Source organism: Siccibacter colletis, from assembly GCF_025914095.1.
GTDB classification, from domain to species: domain Bacteria; phylum Pseudomonadota; class Gammaproteobacteria; order Enterobacterales; family Enterobacteriaceae; genus Siccibacter; species Siccibacter colletis.
Window position 1 is genome coordinate 3,206,503 of the sequence record NZ_CP074352.1, and the last position, 13,595, is coordinate 3,220,097.

Consider the following 13,595-nt stretch of genomic DNA (forward strand, 5'->3'; position numbering starts at 1 on the left):
TTATCTCCATTTACCTGGTAGACCAAACTGTTTTTTGACAGCATTTGGTATATCACTTTTCTTTATAGGGACTGACGCATCCCCGGTGCTCCCTGACCAATGCCATGTCCCATCATTTGTATTTGTAAATTGATGGACCTCACCTTTTTCATCCAAAGCATATCTCTTCTTACCATTTTCCATCGATTTTCCAAAAAGTTGAATAGAATTTGCAGGTTCAGTGCCGGCATTTCTATGATAACCATTTTGACCGGGAGTATGTTTTCCATTCGATTGATAAACTATCCCATTGCTGGCTTTCTGGGGATAAGGTACGGGAATTGCACTTCCTTGACTACCGCGGCCATTCGCTTTCGCGACCCCGCCAGTAACACCTGCAGCATTCGCTATCGCCGCATGACCAAAAATGTTAACAAGTTCAGTTGTAGTATCTTCTGAACCGCCATACATTTTCGCGCGATAAAGCAGGGTGTTGATTGAACCCTCAAAATTCGATTGTGCGCCACGCAGATTTTTCCATTCCAGCTGCTCAGCTTTGGTAAGAGAGTCAACGCCTTTATCGCGTATCCTTGCAGTTAGTTCATCGCTTCTTGCACTGTTTTCTGTTTTCCACTGTTTCAGTTCTTTCGCAATGGATATGCAGTCCTCAGCACTTGAGCAGGTATTTATCTTTTTTTGAACCCTCTCGTATTCTTCAGCATAGTGTTCACGGACACTACTTAAGCAATTGGTGTCATTGCCGCAGCTAACAAGTTCTGCACTACGGTTTTTTTGATGCTCCGGGCTGAGGTGGTTATTCTCAACCGCATTCTTCCCGGCCAGGCCCGCATTCACCGCCGTTGCGCCACTATCACCAATCAGCCCGCCGGCCAGGGTTGACGCCAGCGTCGCCAGCGCGCTCACGGTCTGCTTGTCCGCCTCGGAAAGCTCGCCTGCCGTGACGCCTTTGAGCTCAAGCGCAATCACCCCGGTCAGCTCACCGATGCTGGCACCCGCTGCCCCTGCGGCGATGTCCTGTTTCTGGACGGCCGCCAGGGCTGCACCGAGAACGGCATGCGCAATCAGGCGTGCTTCCTTATCCTCTTTAGCAATATGCTGTGCGATTTGATTAGCAAGATATGGCGCAGCCGCCCCGGCAAGTGCTGCGTTAATATTGCCGCCGCTCAGCCCCTGAACGATAGCGGTGGTGGCCTGGATGGCGCGCTGGTACGACCCGCCCGTCCCCATCTCACTCTTCTCCAGGGCACTGTTATAGAACCCGTCGTAGAGATACTGTGAGATGTCCTGTTCTGTCGCCGTTTTATTCGGATTGAGTTTTTCCCACGCTTGACGTGCACTCTCCCTGTCCTCCTGCTGCACGCCTTTCATTTTTTCATTCGCGCTTTCGGTCGCCGCAATCTCACCGAACGTCGAGACAATCTTCCCGACCTGCGAGCTAATCTCACCGATAAGCTGCGCCTGCTCCATGCGGCGCTGCTCTTTTTCCTTGTCGAAGATATTGCTGATGCTGTCGTTAGCGTTCTGCGCGTCGCGGCTCAGGTCGGCGATATCCTGTTTCTGCCGGTCCTGGTCCCGCACTACGATGGTGCCCTGGCTGATGGCGGCCTGCGTGGTACCATCAGAATGCCCGTTGCTGCCCGCGCCCACCAGCATCACATTGCCAATGTTGCTGGCAATCAGCGCGCCGATGCCCCCGGTGCTGAACCCGCCGCCCTGGTGCTGTACCCTGAAGTCGGCTTCGTTGTAGATATCCCCGAAGCCCAGCGTGCCGGTGTCGAGACGGTTTTTGTCTGCGGTTGCCGTGCTTGCCAGTACCGCGCCGTCGAGCTGGGTGTGCTCACCCACGGTGACGTCGAACCCGCCTGCCCCGGCGAACAGCCCGCTCTGGTCGTTGACGCTGCGGTATTTGCTGTCCATTTTGTCACGGCTGAAACTAAAGCTGCCGCCCGGCCCACCACCACCAAAGGTATAACTCAGCCCGCCGCTGACGCTGCCCTGCTTGCTGGTGTAGTTGTCGATGTCCTGCTGGCTGGCGATGGTCAGGCTGCGGCCAACGTCAGACGTTACCTGCGAGCCTTTAACCTGCGCACCGGCAAGGGCGGTGTCGCGGTCGCTGACCAGCGTTACCGTATTACCGGCATCCACGGTGGTGTTACTGTGGGTGAGGGAATTCCCCTTTTGTTTGCCGCTGCTGGCGTTCGCGTTGGCCGACACGCTCAGCCCGTTGGTGGTGCCGCCGAATCCCAGCGCGACGCCCACGCTACCGCCATGGCTGCTGTTGCTGCCCGTGACCAGGTTGGTGTTCTGCCCGGAAATCAGATTGATATCGCGGGCGGCATCCAGCGTAACATCTTTCCCGGCCTTAAGCTGGCTACCAACTACGGTGATATCCCCGCTGTTTGCCGCGTTGCCTTTACCGGTGGCGGTGATGGCGAGGTTATCGCCAACGGTGAGACGACTACCGGTAACCGTGTCGCTCTCTTCATAGGTTTTCGATTTAGAGCTCTGCGCACCAAGCGAGACCGCAATCTGGAACGCGGTATCAGCCGCGGACGCGCCCTGCGCAGCACTGAGCTGCTGCTGCAACCCGGCCTGTATGCCCGACAGCGCCGCCTGCGTGGCTTTCAGCGAGGCCAGACGACTGTCGCTCTCTTCATGGGCGGCCTGCGCGGCGGTGACCGCCCCGTTGACCACCGACCCGACCGACCCGCTGAGCGCCAGCGTCAGCCCGGAGGTCTTCTGCTCAAACTTTTCATCGCGGGTGCGTTTGTCATGGCCCGGTTCGATAACAACATTATCGCCCTTCACCGTCAGGTCTTTACCGGCAATCACATCCGCACCGGCAATACGCGTCTGCCCCCCGGAGGTCACAGACACGTTGCCCGCCGTGCTGCCGACGGTGCTGAAACTCTGGCTCTGGGTAGTGCCGCGTTCGCGCAGGTCATGCACCGTTTTGCTGCTGCCGATGGAGAAACCAATCCCGCCTGAGCCCATCAGCCCGCTTTTTTTGGTTTCCTTAAACTGCCACGAGGAATCAGTGTTGGTGGCGGCCTCCAGCGTGACGCTGTTATCACCGTTGAGCGCCACGTTGCCGTCGCCCACCACTGATGCCCCCACCAGCTTCAGATCCTGTCCGGCATTCAGCGTGACGTTATCGCCGCTGATAAGCGTACCCGCCTCACGGGTATTGCTCTGCTCAGAAATTTTGTGGGTGGTCTTTTTACTCAGGAACCCTTTTTTGGTTTTCTTCGATTCTTCGTAGTGGTAGTCGCTTTCGGTGGCGGTATCGAGCGTGATATCGCGTCCGGCGCTGACGCCTGCATCGCCGCTGGCGACAATCTGTGCCGCCTGCGTTACCACATCCCGCCCGGCAAGGAGGATGGTGTCGCCGCCGCTGGCAATCTCCGTTCTCTGCTGGCGCACATGATCATTGATGATGGTTTTTTTCTTCGCTTTGCTGCTGTTCCCGGACCCGGTCTCTTCCGCCAGCAAATTCACGTCGCGTCCGGCCTGCAGCTTCACATCCTTTTCAGCGGCAAGGCCCGCGGCCTGGCTGTTGATGTCGCGTCCGGCGGCGAGGGCTAAGTCCTCACCGGCACTGACGGTGGTGCGATCGATGCCCTTGCTGTAGCTGGTTTTTCCGCCATCACGGCGCGAGGTACCGGTGGTTTCGGCGTTAAGGTTCAGGTCGTTGCCTGCACTCAGGCTGGCATTTTTCCCGGCACTGATATCGCTGGCCTGCGCGGTTAAATCTTTCCCGGCGTTCATCACCAGATTGCCGCCAGCGGTGATGGTGCTGCCTTGCTGGGTTGTGGTCGCGCGGCTGGTTGAGTCGACGTGACGAAAGCCGGACTGGCTGTACGCATCGTTTATCTGATTAGCATTCAGGGCGATATCGCCCCAGGCATTCATCACTACATCGCCGCCGGAGGCAAGCGTTGCGCCGGTCAGGGTGATGTCTTTTCCGGCCGCGAGCGACAGCTTATCCGTCGCGCTGATGCTGGCCGTGCTACCGAGCACGGTATCTTTCAGGCTGACGCTGCCGTGATTACCGCGGGCATCGACAGCAAATTGTTCCGCCTGGGTAATGTTACTGATGTTCCCGGTCAGGCTTTCAAGCGCAACGGTTTTACCACTGATGGTGGAACCGACGTTGTTGATATCGCCAATGGCGTTCAGGTTCAGCCCACTGCCTGACTTCATCAGGCCGTCGCTGAGGTTGCTGATGCTGTTCTGGCTGTCGAGTGTCAGGGCATTCTTCGCCAGCAGGGTGCTACCATTGTTGGTGATATTCCCGCCGCTGAGCGAGACGTTATTCCCGGCAATCACGCTGCCGTTATTAACGGTCACGTCCTTCGGCGACAGGTAGACTTTCGGCACCATCACGGTTTCGCCGTTGATGGTGCCGCTCTCCCACCACAGAATGCTGTGGTCCAGCGCGGCGACCTGTTTTGCATCGAGCGAGACACCAAAATTCAGCCCCAGCGACGACTGCGCCGCGGCGGCGTTGTCCATCAGATAACGCATTTGCTCCAGCTCAGAGCCGACGCCGTTCAGATAGCGGTTGCCGGTCTGGTTGAGCACAACGTTACTGACGTAGCGGGTATCAAAAGCGGCATCACCGAGAAAACGGTAGTCATATTCAGGGTTGAGTTTCAGGCGGTCCAGCATATAAGACGAGCCGAGGAACTGTTTTTCATCAGTGTAAGTGGAGCGTGTTTCCTGCGGGGCTGCACCCGGCCTGATGCCCAGCAATTTATTCAGATCGCCAAACAGCGCCGGATCGAGCTGGCCCAGATCGTTAAGCTTCGGGTTAACAGTGATGAGATACGGACTTTTCGGGTTGGTGTCAGTGACGAAATAGCCATTCTGGCTTGTCGGCAACGGATAGGCGCTGGTGTTAACGTCAGAAACATCTTCGATTTCGCTTCCACTATTCAACAACGAGAGTGCCGAGTCGATTTCATCGCGCCAGGTAGATGTATTTACCAATATCTCATCGCCAACATCCGCTGCGTTTTGTGTTAAGTCGCTGAGCTCCTGATGACTTGATGGAGTTAACGGCGGGCGGGTAATCGTGCCGTTGGCTTTGCCAGCATATGCTGTTATACCGTCATTACTGATATCATTGATAAAATTAGCGGTAATAATGCCGCCTGCCTGAATAACAGAGCTAAAGACCACACCATCAGAAGTGGTTATGTTTTTTAGTTCAGGCTGGAGTATATAAGTATAATTTAATTTCCTGGCATAACCATTACTAACTAAAGACGTAACTGAAGTGTTTGGCTGTATATCCCTACCATGAGCTCCACATCTGGTATTGATATCACATTTGTACTTATAAACCCCATAAGTACTTGTACTCCCATTTTCCGCTGATAAATTTGTTAAAGCCTCGCCCGAAAGCATAATATCTTCATCTGCGAAAAGTGAACTGGCTTTGTTCTCCAGGGAAGTCGCGCTAACGGTTAAATTATTACCAGCCGCGATATTGGCTGCCGGACCTGATGAAACCACAGTTACTGTTCTTTTACTTATCAATATTTCTCTTTGATCATCTTCGCGAATAGTAACAGTTCGCGACTTTCTGCAAACGTCATTTTTACCTGCGCATCTTTCTGTTTCGTTATATCCAAGCTTGGCCTTATCTATATCAAGTAGGTTAACTCGTAATGTTCCATGCAGAGAAGAAGCGTTATTAGTCACACTTTCCACAACACTCAAACCTTCTCGGGTATTCAGCAGATGCCCCGTCCGAATCGTAATATCCCCTTTTTCCGTCTCAATATTTCCGGAGGTATTTACAATCTCGCTATTAGCCTTGCCAGCGGCATCTTTCTGCATCGTCAGATTATTACCCGCCAGCATATCTCCACGTTGGTTTTTGATGCTGTCGGCGTAGAGCATCATATTATTCCCGGCGTACAGCAGGGCGGTGTTCAGTAACGATCCCGGTGCGTTGGCGGTCAGGTTGCCGGTGGTGCCGGTAAAGCCGTTCAGGGTGATATTGCCCCGGCTGGTGAGCCTCAGGTCGCCGCCGCTTTGCAGCGTGCTGCCGTCATTGGTGACAATGTGGCTACCGCTAAGGGTGGCACCATCTGCGCCGGCAGCAATTTTTCCGGCATTGGTAAGCTGCCCGCCCGCGCTCAGCGTAACGCCTTCGCCCTGCAGTACGCCGCGGTTTTCCAGCGCACCCGTGCTGCTCACGGCGAGCTGTTTACCCGCCGCCAGCGTCGCGCCGTTGCTGATAGCCTGGGCCGCCGTCAGCGTCAGGTTGCCGAGAGCCGCTATCTGCCCCAGCGCGTTCAGGCCGGTAGCATCCAGCACCATGTCTGCGCCGCTCAGCAGTTTTCCGTTTTGCTGCTGGGTCAGTTGCCCGGCGCTGACCGTAAGCCCGTCATCTCCCAGCACGCTGCCGTCGTTCTCAACACGGTCAGCGGTGAGCATCAGATTTTTTGCAGCCCACTGTCCCTGATTGACAAGGATCTGCGCATCCAGAACAGCGCTGCCGATGGCGGTGATCTTACTGTCGCCGGTTGAGGTCAGCGTATCGCGCAGCGCGAGCGTCAGCGCATCCGCACTCTGAATCGCGCCGCGGTTGGTAAGCGACTGCGCATCGAGCAGGATGTTTTTGCCCTGCCAGCTTCCGTTATTAGTCACCTCGCCAGAATGGAGGTCCAGCGTGCCGCCGGTCTGCAACGTCCCGGTTGCATCATTGATTAGCTGCTGCTGTGGGGCCGCCATCGCCATTCGCGCCATCAGCTGTGCGCGTGCCGCCAGCGTCATACCGCTGACCCCGGTCAGAGTACCCTCATTACGAATGCTGTTCTGGTGCAGGTTCAGGGTGTCGCCCTGAATACTGCCGCGGTTAGTGAGCTGCGCACCATCAAGCGTGACGTCTCCCACGCTCACCATCTGGCCGCCGTTATTCAGCGTCTGCGCATAGAACGCCATCGCGCCCTGGCTCAGCAGATCACCGGTGTTATCCAACGTGCCATTTACGCTGGCATCAAGCGCATCCAGCCCCAGCAACGAGCCGTCGTGCTTCCAGCCGTTCGCCGTCACCACTGCTGTCTGTCCTTGCAGCGTACCCAGCGTGGTGAGCTGTTCCGCATCCAGCGTCAGCGCCCCGCCGCTCAGGGTATACGATCCTGCGCCGGTTTTGAGGGTGCTGGCGGTCAGACTGGTGTCCTGGCCCTGAATCAGACCGAGGTTCTCAAGCGTATCGGCGTTCAGACTGAGCGTGCCTGCGGAAAGCAGCTTGCCGCTCGCACCGTTACTGAACGTCTGTCCGGTCGCGGTGAGCTGCCCGGTACCCTGCAACGTGCCGGTATTATTGATGGTATCGGCAGTCAGGTTCAGCGTCTGCGCACCCTGGGTGCCACTGTTAGTGAGCGCCCCCGCGTTGAGCGTCTGGGTGCCGTTTGCCAGCAGCAGCCCGCTGTTGTTGACGTCATCTGCCGTCGCATCGAGCGTGTCCGCCACCACCGTGCCGGTGTTAACCAGCGTCGTGGCCTCCAGTTTCATCGCCGCCGCGTTGCTTTTACCCCCATGCGTCAGCGCATCTGCCGTCGCACTCAACGTGCCTTTGCTGGCCTGGGTGCCGTCCAGACGCAGGGCATTGCCGCTCAGCGTCAGGTCGCCCTCGCTCTGTAACTGGGCGGTGTTACGGGTGCGAAGCGTATCTGCCGTCGCGCTCAGCATGCTGCCAGCGTTAAGTCGTCCGTCGAGGTCCGCGTTTTGCCCGGCGTTCAGGGCGATGTCGCCCTTGCTGGTCAGCACCGAGTCCGCCCCGGTGATGAGTGAGCCGGTGTTGACTTTAAGCGTCCGGTCGGCGGCCAGCGTGCCGCTGTTGTCGGTCGCGGTATTACGCAGTGTAAGGTCGCGCCCCTGCAGCGTGCCGCGGTTAGTGAGCGCTTCCCCCGTCGCGATGAGCTGGCCTCTGGCAGCGACCATGCCGCTGTTATCGCTGCGCGCTGCGTCCAGCGTGGCGTCGCCACCGGCGAGCAGCGTCCCCTGCTGGGTGAGCGCGTCGGCCTTCAGCGTCACGTCCCGCGCGCCGTCTGCCCGGCTGTTTTTGTCGAGGGTAAGCCGCTTACCGGCAAGCGTCAGGGTATCGCCGCTGGTCAGCGAGGAGCCCGCCAGCGTGGCTGAACCTTTCCCGGTGAGCGTGAGCTTACCGTCGCTGGCAAGGGTGGCATTCTGCAGGCCAACATCCCCGCGGCTGGCGACGTTCAGCGCCGCGCCAGTTTTATGCTCGCCGCGCAGCTGCACGTTGTCGGCCTTTGCAGTCAGCGCCCCGCTGGCCAGGGTGTTGTTCAGAACCAGCTTACCGCTGGCGTCGAGGGTGATATCTCCCTGCCGGGCGGTGAGGTTGCCGAGGTTGACCCCGACGCCCTTGTCGCTGGAAACCAGATGTATGCGGTTGGCGTACATGCCGCCGAGCGCGCCGGTGTCCACCGCCACGGTCGGTGCCGGGCCTGCACCGTTAATCGCCGTCACGCTGCCATCGGCAGCAACGCGGTTGGCCCCGGCGGTTACGGTCAGATCTTTAGCATGGATCGCAGCATTCACCTCCGTGGCGCGGGAGATAAGCGACAGCGCGTCGCTGTTGCTGGCGTCCAGCCCTTTGCCTTCCACGGTGATACTGCCCTGGGTGACGTCCAGCGCCATCAGGTTGCCCTTGCTGTCGAACTGCGGTTTACCGGTAGTGAGCGTGGCCTGCGGGGTGTTGATAAAGCCGCAGCCGCTGCAGGTGATGCCATACGGGTTGGCCACCATCACGTTTGCCGCTTTGCCCGCCACTTCGGTGTACCCTTCCAGCCGCGAGCGGCTGCCGCCGGTCACTTCGTTGATAATACCCTTCGCTTCCCGGCCCGCTTTCAGGTTGGGGTTGTTCTGGATAATCCCGCCCAGCCGGGTGTGGTTGAGCTGTCCGGTGGCGTTGTTGAGGATCAGCCCCTCTTTGCCGACGTTATAGTCTTTGAACTGGTTATGAGAGATCCCCGCCGCGTTGGGCGGGGCGATATTCACCACCGGCACGCCGTTGGCGGCCTTATCCATACGGGCCGCGCCGTTCGGCGTTATCGCGGCGGCAAACGCCGGGGCGACCGGCTGCCAGACCAGCAGACTGATGATGAGCCAGCTGACAGCGCGCTGGGAGAATTTCACCGGCAAAGCGAGGTTATCCATAATCACTCTCTCTTAAAACAGTACGCTGACGCGCCAGTTGACGCTGACGTGGTCCGGCCCGAGCCAGTCGGGATACTTCAGGGGGGTGCCAACCGAAATCTGCTGGCTGAGCCAGCGCCCGCTGGCGCTGAGGCCGAGCGCCCCGCCCCACAGCGTGCCGGCGGCGTAGCGGTCGAGGCTGTCGCGGTGCAGCCAGCCGCCGTCCAGCGCCAGGGTGCCGGTGATGTCGCCGATAACCGGCAGGGAGACCAGCGGGTAGCTCAGCTCGTTGCGCCAGTAACCGCCGTTATCCCCGGAGATGTACTGCTCCTTAAAGCCGCGCACCGAGCTTTCCCCGCCCAGCGACAGGCGTTCGCTGCCGTAGAGCCGGTCCGGGGACCACTGCCCGTACAGGCTGGTGAGCCAGTAAAGGTTGCCGCTGACCGGGCGCTGAAAGCTGGCGCTGAGGCTCCATTTGCGGAACGCGGCGCGCGGTTCGTCCGGCAATTTACCGGCATCCGATTCGGCGTTAAACCAGGGCATGCCGCGGCTGAATGCCGGGTTGAAGGTAGCCACGCCGCCGGACACCTTCCAGGTATGGTTGATGCCCAGCGTCAGGCTTGAGAGGTTGCGCGAGCTGCTGGCCAGCAGAGCGTCGTTAAGCCAGTTGCCGGTGCTGCGCTGAGTAATCGTTGCCGCCAGCACGGTCTTGACGTCGCCGTTGCGAAACGCCACCCACGAGGCGTTGAAGCGGTGGGTTTTGCTGTCGCCGGTGGAGATCCAGTCGAACCCGCTGTTGGTGAAGGTGGTGCGGTAGTTGTTCCAGCTGTAGCTGTAATCGAGCAGGGTGTAACCAAAGGGCACGCTCAGCCCGGCCTGGAAATTTTGCGCGTCGTAAGCGGTGGCAAAATCGCTGCTGCGCCCGCCGCTGATAAACCATTTATCGGCGAGGCCGGCAATATTATTTGCATACAGCGTGCCGGTAAGCTGCTTTTCTCCGGTACTCTTCTGACCGCTATTATCAAGACTCAGGCTGGCACTTAACGGAAATTCCGGACGGGCGGTAAGATTCACTACTGAATATCCCGGCTCGGCGTCGGGCAGTATTTCAATCTGCACCGGTTCGTTACGCAGTCGGTTAATTTGCTCCATCCCCTGCTCAATATCGCGCAGATTAAGCACTTTCCCGGTAAGCCCAGTAAATGCCATCTTCAGCATGCGCGGCGTTTTTCCGTCGAGCTGAATGGCGCGTAATTTTCCTTCCAGTATCACGAGGGTTAATTCGCCGTGGGATAAATCCTGCTCGGTAAGAAACGCGCGGCTGGTGATATACCCGCGGGAAATATACCAGTCGGAAACTGAATCGGTGAGACGGGTAATATCGGCGAGCGTCAGGCAGCGGTTACGCCAGGGGGCCAGCAGGCGCTGCTGGTCGCGGGCAGGTATCAGCGTGACGCCGGTCAGGGAAATGGTATGCAGGGAGAAGCATGGTCCGGAAGATGATGTAGCCGGCAGCGCGGGCGCGGCCTGCGGCAGCGGCGTGCTGCGCTCCAGTTCGTCGCGCTGCTGTTGCGTGTTGAGCAGCAGTTGCTCCTGCTGCTGACGCACCGCATCGCGATCCGCTGGTGATAATGGCGCGGCCATGACCGGCAGTACCAGTGTGGTAAATAAAATCCCTGTTAATATACGCACGAACATCCCGACTGTTCTTATTGACATCCTTTAAAGTTAAAAAATTATAAAAGCGAGCGCGGGAGATTAATATCGTTAAGACCGATGCAGCGGTTTAAAAAGGACAAGCCAGAAATAATTCACGTCAGGATAAAATCCACACCAGATAATTTGCATTAAGCCAGATAAATAAATTGCCCGCGTGCCACTTCGCTGATACTACTTTTATAATCTCTGGTGAGTAACGCTTTCTCCCGCTATAAAAAAGCCGCAGGACAATGCCTGCGGCGGTCAGCCTTTCCATATAATTTATAGCGATTTACTGGAGGGCGAGGTCATCTTACCGATACGCTCTGCCAGCTGCTGGGCTTCCATCTGATGACGCGAGGCGACCGGCGGTGCGCTGGCGCGGCTTCTGATCGACGCGGTGTCGCTGATGATGGATCCCTCGCGGCTGTCGGGTAACGGCACATCCTGCCCGGTAACCACTGATGAGGCCGGGCTTGCCGGGCGTGGTGTGCCGGCGGGCGTGGTCGCGTGGCTGGCAAACATCCGGTTCATCTCCGAACCGGTGATGCTCGCAGGGCTTGCCGGGCGGGCCGGGCTGGCCGGACGCGGGCTGCTGGCAGCCGTAGCGGCGGTGCTGTTAAAGTCCTGCTCCGCATCCGACCCGGTTGTCTCAGCGGTGCTCGCCGGGCTGGCCGGGCGCGGTGTACCGGCGGGCGTGGTGGCGTTGCTGGCGAACATCCGGTTCATCTCCGAACCGGTGACGCTCGCAGGGCTTGCCGAACTTGCCGGGCTGGCCGGACGCGGGCTGCTGGAAGCCGTAGCGGCGGTGCTGTTAAAGTCCTGCTCCGCATTCGACCCGCTTGTCTCAGCGGTACTCGCCGGACTGGCCGGACGCGCTGTGCCAGCGGGCGTGGTGGCGTTGCTGGCAAACATCCGGTTCATCTCCGAACCGGTGACGCTGGCGGGACTTGCCGAACTTGCCGGGCTGGCCGGACGCGGGCTGCTGGCAGCCGTAGCGGCGGTGCTGTCAAAGTCCTGCTCCACATTCGACCCGGTAGTCTCAGCGGTGCTTGCCGGGCTGGCCGGGCGCGACGGCGGTGAGGCATCTTCGGCGCTGGTTGCCGCAGAGTGAACGGAGCTGGCGGGGGTGGCTAACGCGCTGTCGCCCCCGTCTGGCAGCGGGATATTCTGCGCCGCAGCCGGTGATGGCGTAGTGGTATCGCCGGTCGTCTCAGCCCCGGAATCACGCCAGCGATGATACATCGCCATGAGCTCGGTCGTGCTGACACCTGCTAACCCCTGACCAAAATAAGCCAGCGCTGCCGCACCGAGGTTCGCCCCTTGCGCAGCGGCCTCCACTCTTGAGCGGAATGCCGGACTGGACAACAGAGAGGTTCGATCAAGGCCTGTGTTGCTGATAGCATCCGCAAAGACATCTTCACGCGCACTTGTTTTTGCCATGTTGGTCAACCCGAGCCCGACACCCAGTGCGACCTTTTCTGCGAACTGATTCGGTGTACCAAGGTTCGCAAAACCCGCACGCCAGTTATCGCCGGTGGTAAAAGCATCCCTTCCCGCGGTCGCCAGTCGATTTTTTCCTCCGTTATAAATCTGATCGGACATCGTGGTTTTCGACAGCGCCATATAGCGCTCTTTCCAGTCGGTACGGCCAAACAGAAATTCGGGACCGTGAAGTCTGTCGTATTTATTCTGGACCACACCGCTTAATGAGCCTGCCGCTGCGGTCAGGACACCGCTGACGACTTTATTGCCGATATAGCCAGGCTTTGTGGTGCTTTCAAGGATACCGGGCGGTGGCGCATGTGGGTCATTTTCTGGCAGCGCCTGTGTCCCCACCGCCACGGAACCGGTGAAAATATTACGCGCATCGAAGCCCGACCCACCCATAGCGGCCTGAGACACCTTATGCACACCGTTGTCGCGTTTTTTCACCACTTCCTGCATATAGGGTTCCAGCGCGTCCATATCGGCCTGCATCCATTTTGTATCTTTCACGCTGTTGGCAAACACTTTTTCCAGCACGGCTTTAAACCCTACTGCCGTCATGCCGCCTGCCATACCGGAAACCATATCGTGCACATGGGTGCCGGGCTGTAATCCCAACTGATGACAAATGCCCTTACCAATAAGATCACCCGGCACCTCCGACAGGGCATAGCCCAGCGCACCGACGGCACCTTCAAACGCTTTTGTCACCTTGTCAAACTCGTAACCTTTTTTTATCACCGCCTCGACATCGCTGGGCTTCTGGCCCAGCTCATCGTGCAGCGCAGTGGCTTTCTCTTTCGCAATATCAGCAGGGAAATAGTTCGTCAGGATATGGGATATGTCATTGATGTTTTTATGCCGGGCCGTTGCTGCTTGATCTGCGCGTGCAGCGGACTGGGTTTCCTGTGATCCTCTGTTCGACAGCTCGATGTCGTTGGTATTGCTGTGGGCAATATGCGGTCGGTGACCGCCTACGTGGTTAACCATGTTTCTCACTCCGCTAAAATCTGCTGCGATTAAGCCAGCGCGAAGCGCCGACCCACTCTTGACCTTGCGAAATGAGTACCGCCCCTTCCCATCGCGCAACGATAAGGTTGAGTGAGCGCTACGCGCCTCTGGTTTCACGAACAGAAGAGAAACTTATGCATTTGTGACTGTGTTCATAAAAATGTCATATCCAGGATATATCGGTGCCTGGCTGCCGCTGCGATTGATTTTTACGAAGCGCTTCG

The 13,595-nt window shown here is 58.2% G+C and carries 3 protein-coding genes; all 3 read right to left on the reverse strand.

Features of this window, described 5'->3' with window-relative positions:
• The 3 genes from KFZ77_RS15505 to KFZ77_RS15515 all read right to left on the reverse strand — a co-directional run bounded on the left by KFZ77_RS15505 (nucleotide 1) and on the right by KFZ77_RS15515 (nucleotide 13,350).
• Complete coding sequence (locus tag KFZ77_RS15505; RefSeq protein ID WP_264384704.1) at nucleotides 1-9,195, reverse strand: hemagglutinin repeat-containing protein; 9,195 nt, start codon at nucleotides 9,193-9,195, stop codon at nucleotides 1-3.
• Between the two features lie 12 nt (nucleotides 9,196-9,207).
• A complete protein-coding gene (locus KFZ77_RS15510; protein WP_406678784.1) occupies nucleotides 9,208-10,872 on the reverse strand; it encodes a ShlB/FhaC/HecB family hemolysin secretion/activation protein in 1,665 nt (554 codons plus the stop codon).
• 282 nt (nucleotides 10,873-11,154) lie between these two features.
• Nucleotides 11,155-13,350: a hypothetical protein gene (locus KFZ77_RS15515; protein ID WP_264384705.1), complete on the reverse strand. Its 2,196-nt coding sequence runs from the start codon at nucleotides 13,348-13,350 to the stop codon at nucleotides 11,155-11,157.
• Between the last annotated feature and the right edge of the window lie 245 nt (nucleotides 13,351-13,595).